This window comes from Roseovarius sp. YIN77 (assembly GCF_057219155.1).
In genome coordinates, this window is the sequence record NZ_JBXVVI010000005.1 from 72479 (window position 1) to 98123 (window position 25645).

General features: G+C 58.0%; 26 protein-coding genes and 1 riboswitch. Of the genes, 19 read left to right on the forward strand and 7 right to left on the reverse strand.

Annotated features, from left to right (window positions below):
* Positions 1–4 precede the first annotated feature (4 nt).
* The 4 genes from AC2D8P_RS07245 to AC2D8P_RS07260 form a co-directional block, all read right to left on the reverse strand.
* Positions 5–1033 carry a fatty acid desaturase gene (locus AC2D8P_RS07245; protein WP_484701603.1) on the reverse strand — a complete coding sequence of 343 codons (1029 nt, stop codon included), beginning with the start codon at positions 1031–1033 and terminating at the stop codon, positions 5–7.
* Between the two features lie 24 nt (positions 1034–1057).
* Entirely contained in the window at positions 1058–2074 is a 1017-nt protein-coding gene (locus AC2D8P_RS07250; protein ID WP_484701604.1) for a sterol desaturase family protein, read from the reverse strand.
* A 5-nt stretch (positions 2075–2079) separates the two neighbouring features.
* Complete coding sequence (locus AC2D8P_RS07255; protein ID WP_484701605.1) at positions 2080–3078, reverse strand: sterol desaturase family protein; 999 nt, start codon at positions 3076–3078, stop codon at positions 2080–2082.
* 101 nt (positions 3079–3179) lie between these two features.
* Positions 3180–3935: a class II aldolase and adducin N-terminal domain-containing protein gene (locus tag AC2D8P_RS07260; protein WP_484701606.1), complete on the reverse strand. Its 756-nt coding sequence runs from the start codon at positions 3933–3935 to the stop codon at positions 3180–3182.
* A 217-nt stretch (positions 3936–4152) separates the two neighbouring features.
* On the opposite strand from AC2D8P_RS07260, the gene AC2D8P_RS07265 reads away from it, so the two are divergent.
* From AC2D8P_RS07265 to AC2D8P_RS07275, 3 genes are read left to right on the forward strand one after another with little or no spacing between them, the layout of a single operon-like run.
* Positions 4153–5145 carry a KpsF/GutQ family sugar-phosphate isomerase gene (locus AC2D8P_RS07265; RefSeq protein ID WP_484701607.1) on the forward strand — a complete coding sequence of 331 codons (993 nt, stop codon included), beginning with the start codon at positions 4153–4155 and terminating at the stop codon, positions 5143–5145.
* Positions 5146–6435, forward strand: a complete 1290-nt coding sequence (locus AC2D8P_RS07270) for a 3-deoxy-D-manno-octulosonic acid transferase (protein ID WP_484701608.1) — start codon at positions 5146–5148, stop codon at positions 6433–6435. It begins immediately after the preceding gene.
* Positions 6425–6790 carry a hypothetical protein gene (locus AC2D8P_RS07275; RefSeq protein WP_484701609.1) on the forward strand — a complete coding sequence of 122 codons (366 nt, stop codon included), beginning with the start codon at positions 6425–6427 and terminating at the stop codon, positions 6788–6790. Before AC2D8P_RS07270 ends, AC2D8P_RS07275 begins: the two co-directional genes overlap by 11 nt.
* 43 nt (positions 6791–6833) lie before the next feature.
* On the opposite strand, the gene cobO is transcribed toward AC2D8P_RS07275, so the two are convergent.
* Entirely contained in the window at positions 6834–7442 is a 609-nt protein-coding gene (gene cobO, locus AC2D8P_RS07280; protein WP_484701610.1) for a cob(I)yrinic acid a,c-diamide adenosyltransferase, read from the reverse strand.
* Between the two features lie 36 nt (positions 7443–7478).
* Positions 7479–7686: riboswitch (cobalamin riboswitch) on the forward strand.
* 112 nt (positions 7687–7798) lie between these two features.
* Between cobO and cobW the strand changes: the two genes are divergently transcribed.
* The 6 genes from cobW to cobJ are packed head-to-tail and all read left to right on the forward strand — an operon-like array spanning position 7799 to position 15422.
* A complete protein-coding gene (gene cobW / locus AC2D8P_RS07285) occupies positions 7799–8854 on the forward strand; it encodes a cobalamin biosynthesis protein CobW (RefSeq protein WP_484701611.1) in 1056 nt (351 codons plus the stop codon).
* A gap of 22 nt (positions 8855–8876) precedes the next feature.
* Complete coding sequence (gene cobN, locus AC2D8P_RS07290) at positions 8877–12173, forward strand: cobaltochelatase subunit CobN (RefSeq protein WP_484701612.1); 3297 nt, start codon at positions 8877–8879, stop codon at positions 12171–12173.
* Positions 12170–13306 (forward strand): precorrin-3B synthase, encoded by a 1137-nt coding sequence (gene cobG, locus AC2D8P_RS07295; protein ID WP_484701613.1) that lies wholly within the window; start codon positions 12170–12172, stop codon positions 13304–13306. Before cobN ends, cobG begins: the two co-directional genes overlap by 4 nt.
* The gene (locus AC2D8P_RS07300) at positions 13307–13936 is read left to right on the forward strand and encodes a precorrin-8X methylmutase (protein ID WP_484701614.1); all 630 of its coding nucleotides are present in this window, start codon (positions 13307–13309) and stop codon (positions 13934–13936) included.
* Positions 13933–14673 carry a precorrin-2 C(20)-methyltransferase gene (locus AC2D8P_RS07305; protein WP_484701615.1) on the forward strand — a complete coding sequence of 247 codons (741 nt, stop codon included), beginning with the start codon at positions 13933–13935 and terminating at the stop codon, positions 14671–14673. The genes AC2D8P_RS07300 and AC2D8P_RS07305 overlap by 4 nt, the downstream gene beginning before the upstream one ends.
* Entirely contained in the window at positions 14670–15422 is a 753-nt protein-coding gene (gene cobJ / locus AC2D8P_RS07310; RefSeq protein ID WP_484701616.1) for a precorrin-3B C(17)-methyltransferase, read from the forward strand. The genes AC2D8P_RS07305 and cobJ overlap by 4 nt, the downstream gene beginning before the upstream one ends.
* Here cobJ and AC2D8P_RS07315 read toward each other — a convergent pair.
* Complete coding sequence (locus tag AC2D8P_RS07315; protein ID WP_484701617.1) at positions 15413–16147, reverse strand: cobalt-precorrin-6A reductase; 735 nt, start codon at positions 16145–16147, stop codon at positions 15413–15415. The two genes, cobJ and AC2D8P_RS07315, sit on opposite strands and share 10 nt — an antisense overlap.
* On the opposite strand from AC2D8P_RS07315, the gene cbiE reads away from it, so the two are divergent.
* The 9 genes from cbiE to AC2D8P_RS07360 all read left to right on the forward strand — a co-directional run bounded on the left by cbiE (position 16146) and on the right by AC2D8P_RS07360 (position 23546).
* The gene (gene cbiE / locus AC2D8P_RS07320; RefSeq protein ID WP_484701618.1) at positions 16146–17345 is read left to right on the forward strand and encodes a precorrin-6y C5,15-methyltransferase (decarboxylating) subunit CbiE; all 1200 of its coding nucleotides are present in this window, start codon (positions 16146–16148) and stop codon (positions 17343–17345) included. The genes AC2D8P_RS07315 and cbiE overlap by 2 nt on opposite strands.
* Positions 17342–17704: a cobalamin biosynthesis protein gene (locus AC2D8P_RS07325; RefSeq protein WP_484701619.1), complete on the forward strand. Its 363-nt coding sequence runs from the start codon at positions 17342–17344 to the stop codon at positions 17702–17704. The genes cbiE and AC2D8P_RS07325 overlap by 4 nt, the downstream gene beginning before the upstream one ends.
* Positions 17701–18495, forward strand: a complete 795-nt coding sequence (cobM, locus tag AC2D8P_RS07330) for a precorrin-4 C(11)-methyltransferase (protein WP_484701620.1) — start codon at positions 17701–17703, stop codon at positions 18493–18495. Before AC2D8P_RS07325 ends, cobM begins: the two co-directional genes overlap by 4 nt.
* The gene (locus AC2D8P_RS07335; protein WP_484701621.1) at positions 18488–19798 is read left to right on the forward strand and encodes a cobyrinic acid a,c-diamide synthase CobB; all 1311 of its coding nucleotides are present in this window, start codon (positions 18488–18490) and stop codon (positions 19796–19798) included. The genes cobM and AC2D8P_RS07335 overlap by 8 nt, the downstream gene beginning before the upstream one ends.
* The gene (gene cobA, locus AC2D8P_RS07340; RefSeq protein WP_484701622.1) at positions 19795–20523 is read left to right on the forward strand and encodes a uroporphyrinogen-III C-methyltransferase; all 729 of its coding nucleotides are present in this window, start codon (positions 19795–19797) and stop codon (positions 20521–20523) included. The genes AC2D8P_RS07335 and cobA overlap by 4 nt, the downstream gene beginning before the upstream one ends.
* Positions 20520–21275, forward strand: coding sequence for a precorrin-6A synthase (deacetylating) (cobF, locus tag AC2D8P_RS07345; RefSeq protein WP_484701623.1), 756 nt, complete (start codon positions 20520–20522; stop codon positions 21273–21275). The genes cobA and cobF overlap by 4 nt, the downstream gene beginning before the upstream one ends.
* A gap of 72 nt (positions 21276–21347) precedes the next feature.
* A complete protein-coding gene (locus tag AC2D8P_RS07350) occupies positions 21348–22388 on the forward strand; it encodes a LacI family DNA-binding transcriptional regulator (protein ID WP_484701624.1) in 1041 nt (346 codons plus the stop codon).
* A 179-nt stretch (positions 22389–22567) separates the two neighbouring features.
* A complete protein-coding gene (locus AC2D8P_RS07355) occupies positions 22568–23023 on the forward strand; it encodes a toxin-activating lysine-acyltransferase (RefSeq protein ID WP_484701625.1) in 456 nt (151 codons plus the stop codon).
* 13 nt (positions 23024–23036) lie between these two features.
* Positions 23037–23546 (forward strand): hypothetical protein, encoded by a 510-nt coding sequence (locus AC2D8P_RS07360; RefSeq protein ID WP_484701626.1) that lies wholly within the window; start codon positions 23037–23039, stop codon positions 23544–23546.
* Between the two features lie 222 nt (positions 23547–23768).
* On the opposite strand, the gene AC2D8P_RS07365 is transcribed toward AC2D8P_RS07360, so the two are convergent.
* Positions 23769–24593 (reverse strand): MBL fold metallo-hydrolase, encoded by an 825-nt coding sequence (locus tag AC2D8P_RS07365; protein WP_484701627.1) that lies wholly within the window; start codon positions 24591–24593, stop codon positions 23769–23771.
* A 189-nt stretch (positions 24594–24782) separates the two neighbouring features.
* On the opposite strand from AC2D8P_RS07365, the gene AC2D8P_RS07370 reads away from it, so the two are divergent.
* Positions 24783–25511 (forward strand): outer membrane protein, encoded by a 729-nt coding sequence (locus AC2D8P_RS07370; protein ID WP_484701628.1) that lies wholly within the window; start codon positions 24783–24785, stop codon positions 25509–25511.
* The last annotated feature ends 134 nt before the right edge of the window (positions 25512–25645 follow it).

A 25645-nucleotide genomic window follows, 5' to 3' on the forward strand; every position in this document is an offset into this window, starting at 1 on the left:
CGTGTTACATTGTGCGCTGGGCGATCCGTTCGACCGGCCCACCGTCAGAGATCATGTGGTCAGCTTGCCGGATATTCGGCGCCTTGGTCGACAGGCCGAGGGACCGGCGCAGGACGACGATGAAGACCTCCCAATTGGTGCGGAAAAATCCGGGATCAGGTTGGGGCACCTGATCTTTCACCGCCTTGGCCAGATCAGGAAGCGCGTAAAAGGGAACCTGCGGATAAAGGTGATGTTCCACATGATTGTTCATATTCATGTAAAGGAAATTGGCCAGAGGACTGCCCCGAAATGACCGGGTGCTGTTCAGGATAGACGGCGAGTTTTCCTGCAGCTCCACATGCTGGATCAGCGTAAACAGCAGCATCACCGGTGCGCCCAGAATACGTGGCAGGACGATAAGCCAAACCGGCCACCAGATGCCCAGGGCCGGCGCGATGGCAATCAGTGCGTAGATCACCAGCATGATCCGGGCATTGCGAGTCATTTTGGCAAACTCGCCCTCTGGGCAAACCATGCGCATCGTGTCGGTGTAGCGTCTGCAGGCCAGCTGTACGAAGACATGCAAGTGAAAGCGCAAAAGTCCAAAGCCGGTGATTTCCGTCAGCCAGCCACCAAAGCCCATTGGTGTGTCAAAGGGCATCTGGCTGTCCTTGCCCACATGCCAGGTGAAGGTGTGGTGATTGGTGTGGGTGTAACGGCGGTGGAGTGGTTCCTCCATATAGATCAGCGAGGTGACCCATAGCACGGTTTCATTCAGCCAGCGGCGGCGAAAGGCGGTGCCGTGGGCGGTTTCGTGGCTGAAGGAATAGGCGGGAACGGTCAAAAAAATGCCATGCAGAACCATTGCGGGCCACATCCAGAGCGTGCCCATTGTAGCGTAGATCAACGCGCCGGTCAGGGTCAGCGACACAATCCACTGGGCGATATAGATCAGGCCGGGCCGGTCAGATCGCGCAGCAATCGATTTCAGGGTTTTCTTATCCAACCTGACACCAGAAGAGGCCGCATTGGTCGGGACATAATCAGGCATGTTCGAGCTCCGATTGAGGGGCACCTATTTGGCGTGCATGTTGCGTTTGCGGTCGCGGGTGTGGCGGGTGGCTTCCTCAGACCCGTCGTGATGGGTGCCGAACCATTTGTCCCAAGGCATTTCATACCCGCCGTAATTGCATTCGTAATAGCGGTGATGGAGCTGATGGAAGAACGACCCAATCACCAGCCGCGATTTGTCCTTTATCCAGACGGCCTCGTACCCGGAATGAGAGGACGGTGCGCCCAACAGCTGCCAGTAAAGCAGAAAGATCATGTGGGCCGGGTGGCTGGGGATCAGACAGAAGATCAGGAGAGAGCTGAAATAGAAAACATGTTCAATGGGATGCATCGACATGCCGGACCACGGCCCTGGATTGACGTTGCGGTGGTGGATGGAATGGACGCGCCGGTAAAGCGGTGGCCAATGCAGGGCGCGGTGGATGAAATAGAAATGCAGGCTCTGCCAGATTGTGACGAGAGGGAAGAGTAGAATGAACCAGATCGGGTTCTCAGCAAACTGCAGAAATTCGATTTTTCCGACCGCGTAAAGCCAGCGCAGCAAGATCTCGTATCCCGTGGCGATCGGCGCGCCAGAGACGAGGGCATAGAACACATTGTCCCAGGTTTGGTAGCCGAATTTGAACAAGGCGTTTTTACGCGCTGACATGGGTCGTGGGTCATATTTCAGCAGATTGCCCTGCGCGTCGATTCCGTAGAACCAGAAATGCAAACCCCCGGCAACGATCAAGAGCAAGATCCAGTTGCGGATCAGAACCCAGGCCATCCAACCGGGCGCGAAACTTGCCTGATCAGCGCTGATCGGTTGGATCCAGAAGGCCACGGCCAGAGCCGTTACCAGATAAATCATGCGGTCAGAACCTTGCAGGAAGTTCTGCCACAGCCATTTCACCAGTACGCCGGGTTTCGGGGGCCAATGCCAATAGGGGGCGTAGCCAATGGGCAGTTCTGGATGCCAATGCCATTCGCGGCTTTTGGGGCTGGGGTCGGGATGCGCGCTTTTGGCGGCCTGATCTGGCATTTGCGTCACCGGGTGTACATCTGTTTCTTGAAGGCCCGGGTGCGTTCTGTCGCCTTGGCAGAACCGTCATGATAGGTGCCGAACCAGCGGTCAAAGGGGACTTCTGACGTGCCGTAGTTACATTCGAAATAGCGGTGATGGAGCTGGTGAAAGAAATCCCCGGCGCGCATGGCATCACGTTCCTTCGCCATCACTTTTTCAAACCCGGAATGAGACAGGACCGGGCTGACCTGTTGGAAATAGGCGTGAAACAGCAGGTGCAATGGGTGAGAGGCCAAGATCAAATGGATGAAATAGGTCGAGAAATAGAGCATATTTTCATACCAATGATTTGAGATACCCGACCATGGCCCGATATTGATATTGCGATGGTGAACCGCATGGACATGCTTGTAGAGCTTTGGGTGATGCGCCAGCCGGTGGGTCCAGTAAAAGTGCAGGCTGCTCCACATTGGTACGATGAAGAGCCATAGGATGAACCACACGGGCGCGTCGGCAAAGGTAATCACTGGGGCCCAGCCATTGGCCATCGCCCAGTAGATGCACCATTGAAAGACAGTCGCAACCGTGATCGCGCTGCCCAACGTCCACCAGATATTGTCCAGCACCTGATTGTTGAAGGTGAAGATGCCGTTGTTGCGGGTCAGGTCGCGTTTATCGAATTTCTTGTGCATCCCTTGTGATTTACGCATGTAAAGCCACCAATGTAGCGTCCCCGCGACCAGTGTTTGCGGGATAAGATTCAACAGCCACACAGTGATCATCCAGCCCGGGGCGAAGGTGGCCATGGCCGCCAGCGGTGGCAGGAACCAGACATAGGCAATAACGGCGAGCGCGAATGTTAGTGTTAGAGAAGTGAGCTCCAACCAAGCCCCGCGATACCAGGACCAGACCGCAGCGGGGCTGGGCGGCCAGGCAAATAACGGGTTCAGATTGACCGGGCCTTCGGGCCGGTAATTCCAGCGGTCGGCCTCTGGATCGGGGCGGAGTGTTTCTGAGGTCATATCCTGTCTCCTTATGGGTCTGAAAGCGTGGGTTCAGACCTGCCCCGGAGGGGGTTCATAGGGATATTTCCGGCTGGGCCTTCTCCGCGTGCCGCACATTGTCAGCTCGCGTAGTCAGAGCCTTCGCCATCCAGGATGGATTTCAGCTCTTCAAGATGGCGGTTGGCCTGATCCGGATAATCGTCGAGTTCTTGCGCGGTTTTTTCGGCGACCTCGTCAGACAAGACACGCAGGGGCTGCCCGGTTTGGAGCGCGCGAATATAAGTTTCTGCCGCGCGTTCGAAGTAATAGAGCCGGTTGAAGGTATCGGCGGGGCTGTCACCCATGACCAGAACACCGTGATTGCCCATGATCATAACCTTCTTTTTCGGGTCTTGCAGGGCGGCGGCACAACGTTCGCCCTCTTCCTCAAACGCGAGCCCACCAAAATGATCGTCAATGACATAGCGGTTGTAGAATGTTGCCGTGTTCTGATCGATGGGTGGAATATTGCTGTCCGCCAGACAGGCCAGAACGGTGGCATGGATCGAATGGACATGCATCAGGCAGCGGTGATGCGGGCAACGGCGGTGGACAGAGCCATGCAATCCCCAAGCGGTCGGATCGGGGGCGTTGGGTTGGCTGAGCGTATCCGGGTCATTGGCATCCAGGAGCAAGAGATCAGAGGCCTTAACCCGACTGAAATGCACCTGATTAGGGTTCATCAGAAACTGGGTGCCATCGTCGTTGACCGACAGGCTGAAATGGTTGGCAACAGCCTCGTGCATGTTCAGCCGCGCCGTCCAGCGAAAAGCTGCCGCCATGTCGACGCGTTCTTGCCAATGTGTGATGTTTTGATGCGGTGTTCCGTCGTGCATATCTGACCTCTGCAATGCAATTGACCAATGGTGAACGCGAGAGGGTCGTTTGACAAACGATAGTTTTGAGGGCGATGAATTAGGATTTCTAATGTATGGATTATGAGCTGTTCCTGTGTGAGGAGAGCCGCCGCAACATCACACGCACCTGAGATCATTGCCGCCTGTCGGTAAATCGCGTAATCAACGGATATAACCGATTACGAAGGCCGCCTTCATGTCCGACGCACAACGCCTTGTTAAAAACGCATTCGAAACCTTTCGCGATGGGTTGGATGTGGTCCAATCCGGTCTGGATGCCCCGGGTTTGCAGGACGGCATTGCCAAGGCCATTGATCTGATTTTGACCATGAAGGGACGTTTGATCGTGACCGGGCTGGGCAAAAGCGGCCATATTGGATCAAAGCTTGCGGCGACGTTTTCGTCGACCGGAACGCCTGCCTATTTTGTGCACCCGGCAGAGGCCAGCCATGGTGATCTGGGGATGGTTCAGTCAGATGATGTCGTATTAATGCTGTCGTGGTCCGGCGAAACGCAAGAATTGCGCAATCTGGCTGCCTATACGCGCCGGTTCCGGGTACCGATGGTTCTGATTTGTGGCAATGCTGACAGCACACTGGCGAAACATGCGGATGTCTGCCTCGCCCTACCCAAAGTGCGCGAGGCCTGCCCACACAATCTGGCACCGACGACCTCGACCCTGATGCAGCTGGCGTTGGGCGATGCGATTGCGGTGACTTTGCTGCAGCTCAAGGGGTTTAGCGAAACGTCCTTTCACCAGTTTCATCCGGGGGGCAAACTGGGTGCATCTTTGACGTCGGTGGCCGAGATCATGCATCCGGCAGATGTTTTGCCGCTGGTCGGATTGGATGCCCCAGTGATTGATGTGGTCGCCAAACAGTCAGAGCGCAATTTCGGCATAGTAGGGGTCTTGGATGGCAATGGCGACTTGGCCGGCGTGATCACCGATGGCGATATCCGGCGCTATCTAGTCAGTCAGTTGGAAAATTCCATGCATGTGGCGATGAACGAAACATTTGCACGTGACATCATGACCTCTGATCCGACCTGTCTGGAACCCGACCGTTTGGCCGCACGGGCCCTGAACGTCATGCAAACCAAACGCATTTCAGCGGCCTTTGTGGTTCAGGATGGCAAACCTATCGGTCTGATGACCATGCTGCGGCTGTTGAACCTTGGGGTGGCCTGATTGGTCCGATCTCTTGCCCTGACGTCCTATCTGGCCTTTGCACGAATCTCGACGCCCATATGGCGTTGGGCGTTGCAAAGACGTGCTCGCCGCGGCAAGGAGATTGCGGATCGCCTGCCAGAACGGTTCGGTCAGGCGTCGGTTTCCAGACCTGATGGCGAGGTTTTGTGGTTTCATGCGCTGAGCGTTGGGGAAAGTCTGGCACTGCTGCCCCTGTTTGACCGGATTTTGTCGGAACGCACTGATGTTCACATCCTTCTGTCCAGTGGCACCAAAACCTCTGCCGAGGCATTGGCAAGGGTTGGCCTGCCTGATCGTTGCATTCATCAATTTTCGCCGGTGGATACGTTCCGCGCGGTGTGTGGTTTTCTGGATCATTGGCAGCCTTCGATTGCGGTATTTGCCGAACTTGATTTCTGGCCAGTGATGATCACTCAGGCCAAGGCGCGGGGGTTGCCGGTTCTGCTGATCAACAGCCGAATGTCGGATAAGAACTTTGGAAAACGCAAACGCAGCCGGGGCCTGTATGCGGATGTGTTGAAGGCCTTTGACCATTGCCTGTTGCAGGACGAAGGTACCCGAGATCATTTCCGGTTCTTCGGTGTGCCGGAGGATCGGATGCAGGTGATCGGTGCATTGAAAGGTGTTGCGCGCCCCCTGCCTGTGGGTGAGCAGGAATTGGTGGACTTGCAAGCTGCAATCGGGGATCGCCGGGTCTGGCTTGCGGCGGCGACAGAGCAGCGTGAAACAGATCAGGTGCTGGCAGCCCAAACGCACGTGCTGGCCGCCTATCCCAATGCTTTGCTAATCCTCGCCCCGCGCAATCTGGTGGATGCAGACGGGATCGAGGTTGCAGCGAAGGCCCGGTTCAAACATGTTGCGCGGCGCGGTTCAGGTGAAGGGCCCGATGCGACGACGCAGATCTACATAGCGGATACGCTTGGCGAGATGGGTTTGTGGTACCGATTGGCACAGGTTTCCTTTGTTGCCCATTCTCTGACGGTCCAAGGCACCCCCCTGCGCGGCAAAAACCCGTTTGAGGCCGTGGCGCTGGGATCGGCGGTGGTGCATGGCCCATCGGTGGTGGATTTTTCCGAGACTTATGCGGAATTGGACGAGGCCGGCGCGGCGGTGGTGGTCAAGTCAGCTGAGGAGTTGGCGGAGGCTGTGTTACAACCGGCTGAGGCGCATCAACAAGTGGCTGGGCGTGCCACAGAAATCGTCGCGCAAAAGGGTCGCATATTGGATGAGACCTGGGCGGTGATTGAGGGACATCTCAATGGCAATTGAAGGCAGCGTGTTTCAACGGCTACGGAGGAAGCTTGTGAGATCGATGCGCTTTAAACAGGTGGGTCGAGCTCAAAGTATAATTCGGCAGTGGGCGGAAGATAGCGGATTTGACGTTCTTGAAGTCCATTGGCTGGCATCGTTTAGCGAAATCCCATCAAACTTTCACTTTACGATCGCCGTACAAAATGAAATCGACGCTGAGTTGCTTAGAGATTTGCTCAAAAGTTTTGACAGAAATTTGATGGCTGCGTCTGGATTGCCAAAGGCCGAAGCTGATTGTGCCACATTCAATGCAGCCTCCCAAGAGGTGGTTGATCGAAACTACCAAGGTAATTGGTTCTATTTCTTTCGATGATAGAAACGGCTGACTACAATTGGTCGCAGCAAATTCTGAGTCGCTAAAACTCCACACCCTTCTGCGCCTTTACCCCATCGCGGAACGGGTGTTTTAGCAGGGTCATGTCGGTGGCCATGTCGGCGGCTTCCAAGAGTTCGTCTTTGGCGTTGCGGCCGGTCAGGATGACATGGGTCATGTGGGGTTTTTCGTGGAGCAGAAAATCGACCACCTCATCAATGTCGATATAGTCATAGCGCAGGGCGATGTTAATCTCGTCCAGCAGGACCATCTGGACATTGGGATCCAGTATCAGGTCTTTGGCTTTGGCCCAGGCGGCCTGGGCGGCGGCGATGTCGCGGGCCTTGTCCTGGGTTTCCCAGGTAAATCCCTCACCCATTGTGTAGAACTGGCAGATGTCTGAAAAGTTTTCCTCGATCAGGGTGCGTTCGCCGGTGGTCATCGCGCCCTTGATGAATTGCACCACAGCGCAGGGCATCTGATGCGCGATTGAGCGCAGAATCATGCCAAAACCGGCGGATGATTTGCCCTTGCCCTTGCCGGTATTGACGATGATCAGGCCTTTTTCTTCGGTTTTGGTTTCCATCATACGGTCGCGGGCGGCCTTGATCTTGGCCATCTTGGCGGCGTGGCGTTCAGCATCTGTGGTCATATCACTCTCCAAGGCTTGACAAGTCGCCCCCGGATAGACCAAAGCGACTGGGTTGGTTCCTGTCTTAGGGCAGGAGAAAAGGGAATGCGACAGGGAAATCGCCCAAAGCGCAGCCGCCCCCGCGACCGTGACCGGGAAGGCCCCTCAGATGCCACTGGCGAAATGCTGGGAAGGCGGGGGGACCGTTGGGCCAGAAGGCCCTGAATCCGCAAGCCGGGAAACCTGCCAGCAACGGAAATGACGCAACCGGACGGGGTGTGCCGGGATCGGGTCAGACTGCTAGATGCAGCCGCCGCGATACTCCCCGTTCAAGACCCCGACGATTCGGGACCAAATCAATGGCGCGGAGGCCGCATATGTCTGATCTGTCGAAACTGCCCGTGACGGTAATTACTGGGTTTTTGGGGGCCGGAAAAACCACTGTGATCCGGCATCTGCTGGAAAATCCCGAAGGCAAGCGGTTGGCCGTGGTGGTCAACGAATTTGGCGATGTGGGTGTTGATGGCGAAATCCTGAAGGGCTGCGCTGATGAGAGCTGCCCGGCGGAAAACATTCTGGAACTGGCCAATGGTTGCATCTGCTGCACGGTTGCCGATGACTTCATCCCAACGATTGAGAGCCTGATGGCGCTGGAGCCGCGCCCGGATCACATCCTGATCGAGACCTCTGGTCTGGCATTACCGAAACCATTGCTGAAGGCCTTTGACTGGCCGGATATCCGGTCGCGCATCACCGTCGACGGGGTGATTGCACTGGCTGATGCAGAGGCTGTGGCCGCCGGTCGCTTTGCGCCCAATGTGGACGCGGTAGAGGCGCAGCGGGCTGCAGACGAGTCGCTGGATCATGAAACCCCACTGTCTGAGGTGTTCGAGGATCAGATTTCCTGTGCCGATATCGTTCTGCTTACCAAGACTGATCTGGCAGGCGCTGACGGTATTGCCAAGGCCCGCGCCGTGATCGAGGCTGAAGCCCCGCGCAAGCTGCCGATCATTGAGATTGCTGAGGGTGCCATTGACCCACGTGTAATCCTGGGGCTGGGCTCCGCAGCTGAGGAAGATTTGGATGCCCGCCCATCCCATCACGACACGCCCCATGATCACGATCATGACGATTTTGAAAGTATAGTGATTGATCTGCCCGAACAAACCGATCCAGTGGAGTTGGCAGCGCGGATCGAGCGTCTGGCCAATGAGCTGAACATTCTGCGTGTCAAAGGGTATGCTGCCGTGTCTGGTAAACCGATGCGCCTATTGGTGCAGGCCGTGGGCGCACGGGTGCGCCATCAGTATGACAGGTTGTGGAAGCCGGATGAGGCGCGTCAGGGCCGTCTGGTGGTGATTGCTGAGCATGACGACATCAATACCGCTGCGATCCGCGACATTTTGATCGGCGTATCGGAACCCGCCGAGTAAGCCACCACAAAGGTAGTGCGCCATGCATGTCGTCTTTCGCGAAAGCCATGGGTTAGAGGAAACGGAAACCCCGACCGATCTGGGCCAGAGCCCGGCGGATCTGGTGGTGCTGTCCTTTTCCGACAGTGACCTTGGCGCTTTCGCGGCGGGCTGGCATCGCGGTGGTGGGGCGGAAGGAAAATTGCCCACCCTACGGCTTGCAAACCTGAATGCGCTGAAACATCCCTTGTCTGTCGATACCTATGTTGAACAGACGCTGGAAGGGGCGAAGGGCATCCTGATCCGGCTGATCGGCGGCGTGCCTTATTGGTCCTACGGCTTGCAACAGGTGCGGGCCTTGGCGCAAGCCAAGGGGATCGCGCTGGCGGTTTTGCCTGCGGATGGGCGGCCTGATCCGCGGTTGGATGATGTGTCGACCTTGCCGGTGTCAACGCTGAAACGTCTGGCACATCTGTGTGATACCGGCGGGGCAGTGGCTGCACAGGCGGCGCTGGCGCAAATGGCTTTGGCGGCGGGGCTTTACGCCGGGCCCGTCAAGGGATCAAAACAGGTGCCGCAAGTCGGGGCGTGGACACCGGCGGATGGCGTAGTCAACCCGGATGTCTTTGCCGAACGCTCGACCCGACCGCGTGTGGTTGTCAGCTTTTATCGGGCCTATCTGACCGCCGCTGATCTGGACCCGATTGAAGAGACGTTCAAGGCGCTGGAGGATCGCGGTTTTGATGTGATTGGACTATTCGCGCCTTCGTTGAAAGTACCGGATGCGGCGCGTTGGATTGCTGATCGAATTTGTGAATTGAAGCCAGCGGCCATTGTCAACGCTACCGCCTTTTCCGGGAAGGGCGTGGATGGTAAGTCGCCGCTGGATGCAGGAAATGTGCCGGTTTTTCAGTTGGCACTGTCAACGTCGCGTCGCAAGGCCTGGGATGAGGCGGAGCGCGGGCTATCCCCTGCGGACCTCGCCATGCATGTGGTTCTGCCAGAGGTGGATGGGCGGATTTTTGGCGGCGTGGCCTCGTTCAAGGAACCGGGCAAACGTGACGCAGCGCTGGAATATTCCCGGTTTGCGCATAAGGCGGAACCGGAACGGATTGCGGCCATGGCCGACCGGCTGGCGGCCTGGGTGAATTTGGCGCAGAAACCAGCACCGGAAAAGCGACTGGCGATGATCCTGTCGACCTATCCCGGCAAGGCCCATCAGATGGCCCATGCCGTGGGGCTGGATGCGTTGGCCTCGGCAGAGGCGATATTGGGCGATTTGCAGGGCGAGGGCTTTGTGGTCGAAACGGGCGTGGCGTTGGACCAGGCCCTTTCAACTGAAACCATTGCCTGGCCCATCGGGGCCTATCTGACCGCATTGTCGAAACTGCCGGATGCGTTGCAGGATGATCTGACAGCGGTTTGGGGCGTGCCAGAGGATGACCCTAGCTACCGTGATGGCGCACTGCATTTCATCGCGACCCGGCGGGGCAATGTGTTGGTCGCGCTGCAGCCGGAACGCGGCATCCCTCAGGCTCGGGAGGATGACTATCACGATCTCAGCCGCACCCCGCGCCATTCCTATGTGGCGTTTTATCTGTGGCTCAGAGAGGGCGAGGCCATTGATGCCTTGGTTCATATCGGGGCGCATGGCACGCTGGAATGGTTGCCCGGAAAATCGGTGGCCCTGTCGGGCAGTTGCTGGCCAGAGGCACTGATCGGCGCGACCCCGGTGATTTATCCGTTCATCGTCAACGATCCGGGCGAGGCGGCGCAGGCCAAACGCCGTGTCGGGGCCGTGACCTTGGGCCATATCCCACCACCGATGAAACAGGGCAGTGTATCGGATCAGATGATCCGGTTGGAGGCCTTGCTGGACGAGTTTTCCAATGCCGACGGGCTTGACCCCAAACGCCGAGACCGCTTGCAGGCAGATATCCGGGCAGAGGCTCAGGCGCTGGGGGTGGAGGCCGATCTGGGTGTGGACCGCGCGACCACAACGGCAGAGGCGATTACACGGATTGATCGCTTTGTCTGCGACATCAAGGAAAGCCAGTTCGGCGATGGGCTGCATATCTTTGGCCGTACACCAGCGGGTGAGGCTGGGTTTGAAACGTCCGCCTCGGCCACGGCGGAACGTGCCGCGCTATTGGATGCGCTGGCCGGTAAACGCATTGCAGCGGGGCCGTCAGGATCACCCTATCGCGGGCGCACAGATGTGCTGCCCACCGGGCGCAACCTGTTCACCACGGACCCGCGATCTGTCCCGTCACGCGCAGCCTATGCCCAAGGTGTGAAGCTGGCAGAGGAACTGGTGCGGCGGCATTTGCAGGAAGAGGGCGATTATCCCATGGGTCTGATTGTTGATCTGTGGGGATCGGCCACGATGCGCACGGCGGGCGAGGAATTTGCCATGGCGTTGCATCTGTTGGGGGCAAAACCGGTTTGGGACGCACAATCCGACCGCGTGTCTGGTGTTGAAATCCTACCGATCACCCTGTTGGAACGGCCCCGGATAGATGTAACTTTGCGTGTTTCTGGCCTGTTCCGGGATGTGTTCCCAACACTTTCGGGTCTCTTTGGTCAGGCGGTGAAAGCACTGGCCGAACGCGACGAAGCACCGGATTGGAACCCTTATGCCGGTCAGGATGTGGGCGGCAGAGTCTACGGCCCGGCGCCGGGATCCTATGGGTTGGGCATGGGGCATGCAGCAGAGGATTACTCAGACGAGGGCCGCGCGCAGGCGGGTGAGGCGTGGTTGTCGGCCAGCCAGTGGGTGCTGGATGATGGCAAGGCACAATCAGATCGCGCCGGGATTGAGGCGCGGGTGAAGGGTGCGGACAGTTTCGTGCATCTGCAGGACCTGCCCGAAACAGACGTGTTGCTGGCCGCCGATTATGCCGCGCATGAAGCGGGCTTTGCCGCCGCGCAAAGCCGTGTAGGCGGGCAGGCCAACCTCTATCATCTGGATATCACCAATCCCGACGCTCCGCGTGCACGCACGTTGCAAGAGGAAGTTGCCCGAGTGGTGCGCGCACGCGCCGCCAATCCCGACTGGATTTCGGGCATGATGCGCCATGGCTTCCGCGGCGGGGCAGAAATTTCTGCGACGCTGGATCACCTGGCGTCTTTCGCCAATCTGGCAGGCGTGGTGGAGCCGCATTTGTTTGACCTTTACCACGCGGCGACGCTGGGGGATGAGGATGTCTGGGCGTTCTTGGAAGAACACAACCCAGAAGCCTTGCGCGCCATGCAGGACAAATTCGCGGCACTGCTGGAGGCTGGGCTGTGGCAGACCCGGCGCAATTCGATACTGGCCTCATTGGAGGCACGCGCATGAGCAGGCCAGAACCCAAAGGCTGGTGCCCCGGCGCCTATCGCCCGATGATGTCGGGTGATGGGCTGGTGGTGCGGGTGCGGCCCCGTCTGGCGCGTCTGACCACGGAGCAGGTATTGGGTCTATGCCGCCTGTCACAACAGTTTGGCAACGGCATCATGGATCTGACCAGCCGGGCGAACCTGCAGATCAGGGGTGTGCTAGAGGCGGATCACGAAGACCTGCTGGAAAGGCTGAACGGTCTGGGCCTGTTGCCTGACGATCCGGCGTTGGAAGCGCGGCGGAACATCCTGATTGCACCGGATTGGGTGGAGGGGGATGAAACCTGCCAGTTGGCGATGGGGCTGTATGAACGGCTGGACGAATTGCCGGACTTGCCTGCGAAATTCGGATTTGCGGTGGATGCCGGAGCCGCGCCGGTCTTTGGCGGCTGTTCGGCCGATATTCGGATTGAACGAACAGACAGCGGTGGATTGATCCTGCGCGCCGATGGGTCGGTGCAGGGTTTGTCTGTGTCAGTTGATGACGCGGTGGATGCGGCTATTCGGCTTGCGCATTGGTTTGAAGAGGCCCGCACCCCGGACCAGCGTCGGATGGCGGCTTTGGTGGCTGACACTGCCTTACCGGAATGGGCCACGGGGTCAGAGGAGCCCTCAAAAGCGGGCAAACAAGTTCAACCCGGACGGACAGATCGGTTCTGGGCGCTTGGCGTTGCCTTTGGCCAGATTGATGCCGATTCATTGGCTGATCTGATCCGCGACAGCCATGCGCTGGCGATGCGCGTCACGCCGTGGCGGGTGTTCCTGTTGGAAGGCGCGCATACTGTCGATGCCCCGGATTTTGTGACGGATGCGAATGATCCGGTCCTAAGCGCGGATGCCTGTCCTGGTGCACTGCGGTGCAAATCGGCAAGCGTGGTAACTCGCGAACTGGCCCGAAAACTCGCGCCGCATGTTGATGGGCGATTGCATGTGTCGGGATGCGCCAAGGGATGCGCGCGGGCGCGATCCTCAGATGTGACTTTGGTCGGGCGCGACGGTGCCTTTGATCTTGTTTTGAACGGCCATTCATGGGATGCGCCGCAGGAAACCGGCCTGTCAGAACAGGCCATATTAGAACGGTTTGGAGCCTCTTGAATGCCTTACGAGTATGAAACCAACGGTGCGGCGATTTACAAGCAATCCTTTGCCACGATCCGGGCAGAGGCAGCGTTGGATCGCTTTGACAAGGACGAGGAACAGGTCGCCGTGCGGATGATCCATGCGGCGGGCATGGTCGATCTGGCGCCGTTTGTGAAATTCTCACCCGGGTTTGTGCCAGCTGCACGGACGGCTTTGGAAAACGGCGCGCCGATCTTTTGCGATGCGCGCATGGTGTCCGAGGGCGTGACCCGCCCGCGTCTGCCTGCGGATAACGAGGTGATTTGCACGCTGCACGCCGATGGTATCTATGATCTGGCCGCCAAGATGGGCAACACGCGGTCCGCCGCCGCGCTGGAACATTGGCGTGATCGGCTGGGCGGGGCTGTTGTGGCAATCGGGAACGCTCCGACGGCGCTGTTTCATCTGTTGAACATGCTGGAAGACCCCGATTGCCCGCGCCCCGCGGCAATCATCGGCTGCCCGGTTGGCTTTGTTGGTGCGGTGGAATCCAAAGATGCGCTGTGGGAGGCACAGCCGGTGCCCTGCTGTATCGTCGAGGGGCGTCTGGGTGGCAGTGCAATTACCGTCGCCGCGATCAACGCCATCGCAAGCCGTGCGGAGTGAGGGATGTGACCAAAACCGGCACGCTTTACGGCGTTGGGCTTGGCCCCGGGGATCGCGATTTGATGAGCGTGCGCTCTGATCGCTTGCTGCGCGGGGCCAAACACATCGCCTATTTCCGCAAAGAGGGCCGTTCAGGCCGGGCGCGTGGGATTGTCGAGGGGATGCTGCGCGACGATGTGGTGGAGTTTCCGATGGAATATCCGGTGACCACGGAAATCCCGTTGGAGGATCCGCGCTATAATCAGGTGATGGCCGCATTTTATGAAGATTGCGTTGCCCATATCCGTGCCCTTCTGGATGCAGGCGAGGACGTTGTGGTGCCCTGCGAGGGCGACCCGTTTTTTTATGGATCGTTCATGCATATCCATTCGCGGCTTGTTGGTAAGGTTGAAGTGCAGGTCGTGCCTGCGATCACCGGCATGTCGGGGGCCTGGACCGCGACGGGGATGCCGATCACCTGGGGTGATGACGTTCTGACCGTGCTGATGGCTACCTTGCCAGAGGCAGAGCTGGCCCGCCGGATGGCTGACACCAACGCGCTGGTGGTAATGAAGATCGGGCGCAATATTGACAAGGTGAAGGCCGCCCTGAAATCGGCTGGCCGGTTCGATGATGCCTGGATCGTCGAGTTTGCGACGATGAAGAAACAATGCGTCAGCCGTCTGGCCGAAGCAGGTGACAAGGTCACGCCGTATTTCTCCATCATCATCGTCCATGGGCAGGGGCGCAGACCATGACCGGCTGGGTGCAGATCGCAGGGCTTGGCCCGGGCAATGACGATTTGGTGACGCCAGAGGTCAATGCGGCGCTGGCGGAGGCCACCGATATCGTGGGCTACATCCCCTACGTGGCGCGGGTCGCGCCGCGCGAGGGGCTGACATTGCATCCGTCGGACAACAGGGTCGAGGTCGACCGCGCCAACCATGCATTGCAAATGGCCGCTGAGGGGCGGCGGGTTGTTGTAGTCTCTTCCGGTGATCCCGGCGTTTTTGCCATGGCGTCTGCGGTATTTGAGGCGTTGGAGGCAGGCCCCAAGGAATGGCGTGATCTGGATATTCGGGTGTTGCCGGGGATCACCGCGATGCTGGCGGCCTCTGCCCGGGCAGGGGCGCCCTTGGGGCATGATTTTTGCGCGATTAACCTGAGCGACAACCTAAAGCCTTGGTCACTTATTGAGAAACGCTTGCGATTGGCGGCAGAGGCCGATTTTGCCATGGCGTTCTATAATCCACGTTCCAAATCCCGACCCGAGGGGTTCGTGCGGACCTTGGAAGTTTTGAAAGAGGCCTGTGTCGATAACCGTCTGGTAATATTTGCCCGCAATGTGTCGCGCCCTGATGAAACCATCCGGGTGGTGCCGTTGCAGGAAACCACGCCGGATATGGCCGATATGCGTACGGTGGTTTTGGTGGGCTCCAGCCTGACCCGAATGATCGAACGCGACGGCGCGCCGATTATCTATACCCCGCGGTCGGTTCAGGCGTGATCCAGCCAGCCAAATATTCCCGTCACCGTGGCGATTTCGGTGCGCGCCGGCAGGGCCGGGCGGTCGATCATGATCATAGGAATGTTCAGGGCGCGTGCAGCGTGGATCTTTGCCTCCGCCCCCGCGCCACCGGCGTTTTTGCTGACCACGACATCGATCTGGTGATCACGCAGCAATGCGGTATCACCCTCAACATCAAATGGCCCCCGCGCCACGATGACGGTGCAGTTGGGCAATGGCAGATCATCAGGTTCATCGACCAGCCGCAGCAAATAGTGATGTTGGGGCTGGGCGGAAAACTCGGCCAGATGCAATCGACCAAGGGCCAGCATGACACGGCGCGGCGCACCCGCCAAAGCCTGCGCTGCCGCCGGAATGTCCGGCACATGGGTCCATTGGTCACCATCACCGGCCTGCCACGGTGGGCGAGTCAACGCGGCCAACGGGATGCCAGCCTGGGCCGCAGCGGCTACGGCATTGCGGCTCATCTGCGCGGCAAAGGGATGGGTCGCGTCAATCAGATGGGTGATGTTGTGGTCCCGCAGATAGGTGGCCAATCCTTCGACTCCGCCAAATCCACCAACCCGCGTCGGAAGTGGTTGCGCGCGCGGGTTGGCGACGCGTCCGGCATAGGAAAGCGTGGCATCAATACCCCGATCCGCCATCGCGCGGGCGAGCTGGCTGGCCTCTGTCGTGCCGCCGAGGATCAGGAGGTTCTGCGCCATGTTTAAGACCCCGTGGTTGACCATAATCGGATTGGGCGAAGATGGACCGGATGGCCTGTCCCCTGCAAGCGCGAAGGCACTGGCTGAGGCCGAAATCGTCATGGGCGCGGCGCGGCACTTATCTTTGCTGCCTGATCAGAAGGCCGAGGTGATCGAATGGCCGGTGCCTTTTGTCGATGGGATACCGATGTTGCTGGATTATCGCGGGCGGAAGGTTGTGATGTTGGCCTCTGGTGATCCGTTCTGGTTTGGCGCCGGAACCAGCGTGACCAAACATTTGGACCCCGGTGAATGGGTGGCGCATCCGGGGCAGTCCACATTCAACCTGGCGGCGTCACGATTGGGTTGGGCATTGCAAGAAACATTCTGCACGGGCCTGCACGCGGCACCGTTGTCGCGTCTGCGCCCGCATCTGGCACCTGGGGCACAGTGCCTTGTGCTGTTGCGAGATGGTGACGCGGTGGGGGAACTGTCGACTTGGCTGTCGGACCAGGGTTTCGGCGAAAGCGAACTCTTTGTGATGGAGGCCTTGGGCGGGCCGCGCGAGCGAGTGCGTTCTGTTGTTGCTGGCCAATACGATCTTACCGATGTCGCGCATCCGGTGGCCGTGGGGATAAGAGTGGCGGGCACGGGCAACGTTTTACCCCAAGCCAATGGCTTGCCGGACGATCTGTTTGATCATGACGGCCAGATCACCAAACGCCCGGTGCGGGCGCTGACGCTGTCTGCACTGGCCCCACGCCCCGGCGAATTGCTGTGGGATATCGGTGGCGGGTCAGGGTCGATCAGTATCGAATGGTTGCTGGCACATCCAACGACGCAGGCCATTGCGGTGGAGACCCATCCCGAACGGGCGGCGCGCATTCGCGACAATGCTGCCCGGCTGGGCGTGGATCGGTTGCGGGTCGTAGAAGCCAAAGCCCCCGAAGGGCTGGCCGACTTGCCAAAGCCGGATGTTGTGTTCATAGGTGGCGGTGTTTCGACTGCGCTGCTTGAAACGCTCTGGTCGCTTTTGCCCTCTGGCACCCGGCTGGTCGCAAATGCGGTGACGTTAGAGGGCGAGGCGTTGTTTGCTAAATGGCAAGCGGATAAGGGCGGTGATTTGCTACGCATCGAACTGGCAGAATCCAAACCATTGGGATCAAAACGCGGCTGGAAATCCGCCTATCCGGTGGTGCAGTGGAGTGTGACGCTATGATCGCAGCGGGATTCGGATTTTCGTCAAGGGCCACGGCAGATAGCCTGCGCAATGCCTTTGCAAAAGCTGCACAGGGGCAGAAGGTGACACATCTTGCTGCGCCGAAAGACAAGCTGGGCTTTGCACCCTTTAAAAGGTTTTGCGCGCAGGCCGCGCTACCGGTTGTCGGGGTTGAGAAAGAGCAGCTTGTGACGGTCGAAACGATTTCGCATTCAGCGTGCTCTCAGGCAGAGCGGTCGACCGGCAGCGTGGCTGAGGCCAGCGCCCTTGCAGCAGCAGGCGGACGCTTGCAGGCCCCGCGTTCCATATCAGATGACCGCATGGCGACTTGCGCCATTGCCATAGGAGATCACGAATGACCGTTCATTTCATCGGGGCCGGGCCCGGGGCGGCTGACCTGTTGACGCTGCGCGGGCGGGACATCATCGCTGCTTGCCCGGTGTGCCTTTATGCAGGGTCTTTGGTGCCGGACGAGATTTTGGGCCATTGCCCGAAAGATGCACTGATCCTGAACACCGCAGCGATGGATCTGGACACGATCGTCGCAGAGATCAAAAAGGCCGATGCAGCAGGTCAGGATGTGGCGCGGCTTCATTCCGGGGACCTGTCTGTCTGGTCCGCCATGGGCGAACAGATCCGGCGATTGAGGGCCGAAGGCATTGCCGTGTCCGTGACCCCCGGCGTGCCCAGTTTTGCTGCCGCCGCCGCCGCGCTGCAGACCGAATTGACCCTGCCGGGGTTGGCGCAATCGGTGGTGCTGACCCGGACGCCGGGGCGGGCCTCCACCATGCCAGAAGGGGAAACTCTGACAAATTTTGCGGCCACGGGCGCCACACTGGCCATTCACCTGTCGATTGGTAATCTGGATCAGGTGATTGCGGATTTATCCCCGTCTTACGGCGCGGATTGCCCGGTGGCCGTGGTGTACCGCGCCAGCTGGCCAGACCAGCAGATCATTCGCGCGACATTGGAAACGTTGAAGGATGCGCTGGATGACAGCATTTCACGTACCGCGCTGATCCTGGTTGGCCCGGCACTTGCCGGCGAAGGGTTTGACGAAAGCTGCCTTTATTCAACTGATTACGACCGCCGTTATCGCCCGCAAAGTGCTAATAGCCCATGGTCAAGCTGGAGCCACGGTGATGACTAATGCCCCCGGAATTTTGATCTCTGCGCCCTCCTCGGGCACAGGTAAAACCACCGTAATGCTGGGCCTGTTGAGGGCGCTGGCCGAGGACGGGTTGGCGGTACAGCCCTTTAAATCGGGCCCGGATTACATCGACCCGGCGTTCCACCGGGCGGCTGCCAAGCGACCCAGTTTCAACATCGACACATGGGCCATGCAGGGTGATCTGATCGGTGGGATCGCGCAGCAGGCGGCAGGGGCGGATATCATCGTCTCCGAAGGATCGATGGGTCTGTTTGATGGTGTCGCGACCAAGGGTGAAAGCGGCTTTGGATCATCGGCGGAAACCGCGCTAAAAATGGGCTGGCCTGTTGTTCTGGTCATCGATGTGGGCGGACAGGCGCAATCCGCCGCAGCCACGGCTCTAGGGTTCAAATCCTATCATCCCGATCTGCCTTTTGCAGGTGTGATCCTGAACCGTTGTGCCAGTGCACGCCACGAACGGTTGACCCGGCTGGGAATGGAGCGCGCCGGGGTGAAAGTGCTGGGCGTTCTGCCGCGCCGGGGCGATCTGACCCTGCCAGAACGTCATTTGGGCCTGATTCAGGCTGTGGAGCATCCTGATCTTGAGGCGGCAATTACCGGCTACGCGGCGTTTCTGCGCGAAAATGTGGATCTGGAGGCGATCAAGGCCGCAGCCAAGTCTGGCCCGGCCTTTGTCGGTAACCTGCCAAAACCACCGGCGCAACGTATCGCGCTTGCCCGCGATGCGGCGTTCAGCTTCACCTATCCACATTTGCTGACCGGTTGGCAAAATGCCGGGGCAGAGATTTTGCCGTTTTCACCCCTGGCGGACGAGGCCCCCGCAACCGATGCCGATCTGGTCTGGCTGCCAGGCGGATACCCGGAGCTGCATGCGGGCAAGCTGGCTTCAGCGTCGACCTATCTGGCGGGGCTGCGCAAACATTCTGAAACCAAACCTGTGCATGGCGAATGCGGGGGGTATATGGCGTTGGGCGAAGTGTTGATTGACAAGGAAGGGGTGCGCCATCAGATGGCGGGGTTGTTGGGGTTGGTGACGTCCTATGAAAAGCGCAAATTCCACCTCGGCTATCGTCAGGCGACGCTGAATGCCCCGGCGCTGGGTTTTGGCGCTGGTGCAAAACTGCGCGGGCATGAGTTCCACTATTCCACCATCATCGAAGAACCCGATGCGCCTTTGGCCCAGGTGGGTGATGCTGATGGCAACCCGGTGCCTGAAACCGGATCGGTCAAGGGCAATGTGACGGGGACGTTTTTTCACATGATTGCAGAGGCAAGCGCATGAGCGGATTTGTCAGTTTCGTGGGCTCTGGCCCCGGTGATCCAGAGCTGTTGACGCTGAAGGCCGTTGATCGGATCAAAAATGCCGAGGCGATCCTGTTTGATGATCTGTCCGCCGGGCCGATATTGGATTTTGCCGCGCCAGAGGCTGATCTGGTGGGTGTTGGCAAACGTGCCGGGCGCGCCTCGCCCAAGCAGGATCATGTCAGCCGCCTGTTGGTGGATTATGCGCAAAGCGGCCAAAGAGTCGTGCGTCTGAAATCCGGCGATTCCGGCATGTTCGGTCGACTGGAAGAAGAGATCGAGGCGTTGAAGGCCGAAGGAATTGGATATGAGGTCATCCCAGGTGTGACATCGGCCTTTGCGGCTGCTGCGGCCGCAGGTATTCCTCTGACACGCCGGATATCTGCTCGCCGTGTGCAGTTTGTCACGGGCCACGGGATCAGTGGCGAGCTGCCAGACGATTTAAATATTTCCGCCATTGCCGACCCTCATGCCACAACGGTGATATTCATGGGCAAGCGCACATTCGGACAACTGGCCGAACAACTGATCGCTGCAGGCATGCCGGCTGAGATGCCCGCACTTCTGGCTGAAAACGTCTCCCATCCTGAACAGAAACTGACCCGTGGAACAATCGGAACAATGGCTGATCTAATCGCGGCAGAGGCGGGTGATGGTCCGGCCCTGGTGTTGTTGGGGCCGCTGGCAGAGGGGCCGGCGGAATGATCCGGCTGACACTGGTTGGCATTGGCACCGGCAACCCGGATCACCTGACCTTGCAGGCGATCAAGGCGATCAATGCAGCCGATCTGATCCTGATCCCGAAAAAGGGGCCGAAAAAGGCCGATCTGGCCGGGTTGCGTCGTCAGATCTGTGATGAGGTCCTGACCAATCCCAAGACAAAGATCGCTGAATTTGACCTGCCGGTGCGCGATGAGGCGACCCAAGATTATCGCCAGCGCGTCGATGACTGGCACGACGCCATTGCCCGGATCTGGCATGTGCAGATCAAGTCTCGACTAGGATGTGGGGGTAAGGTCGCCTTTCTGGTTTGGGGCGATCCGTCGCTCTATGACAGCACGTTGCGCATTGCAGACCGCGTCGGGCGACTGATGCCGATGGATATCTCGGTCATTCCGGGGATCACGTCTGTTCATGCGCTGACAGCCAGCCATGCGATGACCCTGAATGAAATCGGCGCACCCTTTACGGTGACCACGGGGCGACGTCTGCGGGAAGAGGGCTGGCCGGATGGCGTCGATACGTTGGTGATCATGCTGGATGGGGAGTGTTCGTTTCAGCACATTGAACCAGAGGGCGTTCATATCTGGTGGGGCGCCTATGTCGGTATGGCAGAGGAAATCACGCTGTCGGGTCCTCTGGCTAAAATCGGCGACAAGATCATCGCCCGCCGAAAGGCCGCACGCGCGGATCACGGCTGGATCATGGATATTTATGTTCTAAGGCGCGGCGCGTAATTGCACAGCGCTCTTGGCGGGTGAATTGTTTGCCGCTAACATAAGCCAGAGATTTCGCAGCAGGTGGCCAGGATGGACTTGAAAAACAACGATATACGCAGGCGCAGCCTGACCTTGCGCGATGTGTCCGAGGCCTCTGGTGTTAGCGAGATGACGGTCTCTCGTGTGTTGCGCAATCGGGGCGATGTATCGGACCGGACCCGCGAAAAAGTGCTGAAGGCTGCCAAGGCGTTGGGTTATGTGCCCAATAAGATCGCGGGTGCATTGGCCAGCCAGCGCGTCAATCTGGTGGCGGTGATCATTCCGTCGATGTCCAACATGGTCTTTCCCGAGGTGATGACCGGCATTTCCGAGGTGCTGGACGGCACGGGGCTACAACCGGTTGTCGGCCTGACCAACTACAAGCCCGAAAAGGAAGAGGCGGTTCTGTATGAGATGCTGTCATGGCGGCCATCCGGGGTGATTATTGCCGGGTTGGAGCATACGGATGCGGCGCGGGCGATGATGAAGAGCGCGGGGATTCCGATTGTCGAGATCATGGATGTCGATGGTCGGCCTGTGGATGCCATGGTCGGGATTTCCCACCGCCGGGCGGGCCGGATGATGGCCAAGGCGATTGCCAAGCAAGGCTATGAGCAGATCGGATTTCTGGGCACCAAGATGCCGCTGGATCACAGGGCGCGCAAACGGTTTGAGGGCTTCACCGAAGCGCTGGCCAAGGAAGGATTGGAAATCGTCGATCAGGAATTTTATTCCGGCGGCTCTGGCCTGAAAACTGGGCGCGACCTGACGCAGACGATTTTGGAACGCTCCCCTGATCTGGATTTTCTCTATTATTCCAATGACATGATTGCGGCGGGCGGACTGTTGTATTGCCTTGAAAACGGGATCGATGTGCCGGGCCAAATCGGTCTGGCCGGATTTAACGGGGTGGAATTATTGGCTGGTTTGCCAATGCAACTCGCGACCATGGATGCCGGACGATTGGAGACAGGGCGCAAGGCCGCGCAGATCATTGCGGCGCGGGCCAGTGGCGATGACGAGGGCATCAAAATGCAGTTCGAATTGACCCCGACCATCCAATTTGGCCAGACGTTGAAGCGGAAAAACTAACCGCCCAGAGCCCCGAAATTTCATGTCGGTATTACGTCGGTATTACGGGAGCATTGCGACGGTGGGAAATTACCGAACCCGCGTTGTTAACGGTTGATGCCTCCGCCGGAAGTGCCGCGGAGTTCCAACACATCAGATTTGCGATTGAAGCCATGCGGCACCCGCGTATAGGTTGTGCCATGGTTTGTGCGATACCCTCTGCATTCACGACAGCCCCCGTCGACCATTCCGGCGTGGCGATCTGGGCGTCGGTGTCCGAAGAGGTCGATGCCAAATTGCGCGATCAGATCAAGGCGGGCGTCTGGCCGGTGCGGCTGGGGGCTGAGGATTGGACAAGCGGAGAGATCAACTGGCTGATCGACGTTATCGCGCCGGATCGGGACACCACGGCCAAAATGACCCATGACTTTCAAACAGGTTGTGAAAACTGGCGATCTGCGCCTGCACCCGGTGATTGGCCGATTGGTGGAACCGGACATGTTACAACAGATGGGGGCCACAACGCAGGGAGAGGTGAAATGAGCGAGAAGATTTGGGCGGCGGATTACTACTCGAAACTAGGAAATACGTTTTTCTTCAAAGGGGAAATCTCTATGAAGGACCCTGATAGGGGGGGTGCTAATTTCGCGAAATAAGTTTGGGTTTATTATGAGTGTTGATGAGTTTTCAAAAAAAACCATCATGCAGGATGATCGCCGCCCGCGAAAGCTGCCCCCAATTACCGCAATTTCAGGCCCTGATTTTGTCTATTTCCCGGAAATTATAAAGATTTTACAGGAGTTTGACCTAGAGGATGGTAAGTTCATCCCGACTGAATTTTATGCCAAGGATGGTGAAACACAGCTAAATTTACTCCATCAGTATTGGAATATCGGTGTTCGCAAAAACACGTTCGTGCCTGATGAAAGTGTGAATATAAATCGAGAAATGAAAGATCCAAGCCATCCAATGCATCATATGTTTCGCAAGCAAAAAACAGGCTTGAACGACGATGATCTGGCGCTGACATCTGCATGTCATTTTGGCCCAGACATTTGGATCGAAGAGAACTTTAGAAATATAATCTTCTTTAAGGACCGCGTGGTGCAGCGTTTGAAAGGCGCCAAGCTGGACGAATGGTTCAATTTCCGCTCCTGCCGAGTGGTAGATCAAATCTGATCTCCAAAGCCTTTTTCGCCTTTCCCATAGATTAAATTTTTCCTGCCGGAGCCATCATGACCCTTGCATCCGACCTGCGCACTTTTTTGACCGAAGCGAGCCGTAGGGTGGGCAATCTTGCCCACCACTGAGGATTGAGATGATGGTCATGGAATGGTGGGCTAACAGCCCACCTTACGGGATGGTGATGGGCATAAATGGTTGGTGGGGTGAAACCCCACCCTACTGGGCGATCCCGGCGGAGGTCAGGTAGTTCGCCATGCCTTCGACATTCAGGGGGCGCCAGGCCTCATATTGCTGCCAGTTGGCATAGTCTGACATGGTGATCTCTGCCTTCAGATCCTCCACCGATTTACCGGCGTTCAGACCAGCCAGAACCTGGGCGCGCAGGTCTTCCATATACAGGCGAGCCTCGGTCAGTTCATCCGGGGTGCCGACGCGACCATGGGCGGGCGCAAAGATGTCGAAATCGAGCGTTTCGGCGACTTTGATCTGTTCAATCCACGCATCGACGCTGGAACTGGGCATGGTCTGATAGGGCATCCGTTTGGGGGCGGCGACATCGACGATAAAGGCCACGTTTTCGGGGCGCACGATGGCCACCACCAGATCATCACCATGGCCGGGCCCAAGATAGGTCAGTTCTATGGTCTTGCCGCCGATCATCAGTGACATTTCACTGTCAAACCGGATGTCCGGAACCACGCCGTCAATGTCGGCAGGGGCGTTGGCCTGTGCGATCACCGTGGCGCCGTCAAATTCCAAACCGCCAGAGGCGTGATCGCCATGCGAATGCGAATAGATCAGGTGGGTGATGGGTTGATCGGTCACTTGGGACAGGTTGTTCTCTAACCAGCTGGCGGCCCCCGCATTGATCGGGTCGATTACAACGGTGCCCTCATCCGTGGCGATAACAAGCGAATAATGGAAATTGTTTTGCATCCGATACACATCGCCCGCGACATTGGTAAAGGCGCGGGTGTCTTGTGCGATGGCAGTGGTGGCAAGCAGGCCAATAATCGCGGTGCATATCAGTGGCAGTTTCATGTTGCATCCTCCCGTTTTGTATATGGATATGATGCGCCGCTGCAGGCTTTTGGGCAATGCGGGGGCTGTCACGTTTGGGTGAGGGGCGGAAGTTGGCCGGCTTTGCTTGCGATCAATTGTGACGAAAATGAGACAAAATCGTGACAGGGTTGATTTTGCTACAACTGCGATTTTAATTAAAGTTTACCCATGGTAAGGTTGATTCTGAATTTTGGTGAGGGATTAATTATGAAACTTATACATACAACTGTTGCTGTATCTATGGTTGCGTTGTCGCCCATGGCATCGCAGGCGCAAAGTGCACATGATTGGAGCGGATATTACGCTGGCGGCACACTGGGCTTTGGTGAGGGCGGTTCTGACCATTGTGATTCTGGGTTCGGTGACAACTGTACCAATTCTGCTGCGATTCTCCCGTCCACTGGTCCTGATGGGGCTGTTTTTGGTATCACCGTTGGTTACAACAAACAAAACTCCAATGGCTTGGTTTGGGGTATAGAGGCTGATTACTCTTTCTCAAGCATGAGCGGATCATCGCCTGACATTCCTTCTTTTGGTTGTGGCGGATCTTGCGACACAGACATTGATGGATTTGGCACCATTCGTGGGCGTCTGGGTATGGCTAATGGTGACTGGCTGCCCTATGTGACAGCCGGTGTTGCCTTTACCCAGTTTGACGCATCTATCGGCGATCCACTTTTGGGTTCGGGCAGCTCTACTGAAACCAGTGGTGTTTTGGGTCTGGGTGTGGAAAAGATGTTTAATTCGAACCTGAGTGGTAAGATTGAGCTCTTGCATGTTTTAGATTCCGGTACATTCCTTTATGACGCAGATGATCAGGCTTGCGGTGCTCCGGGATGTGCCATCATCAACAACGAATACAATGTGCTGCGTTTGGGGATTAACTATCACTTCTAATCGCAGCAGAGCGTGAATTTAAGACCCGCCAATGGTTGTCGCTGTTGGCGGGTTTTTTTGTATTCTGATTAAGTGGGGTGGTGCAGTTCACCGGCTCAGGCGCTTGACCTTTTGGCCCGCGCCCAGCATGGTCC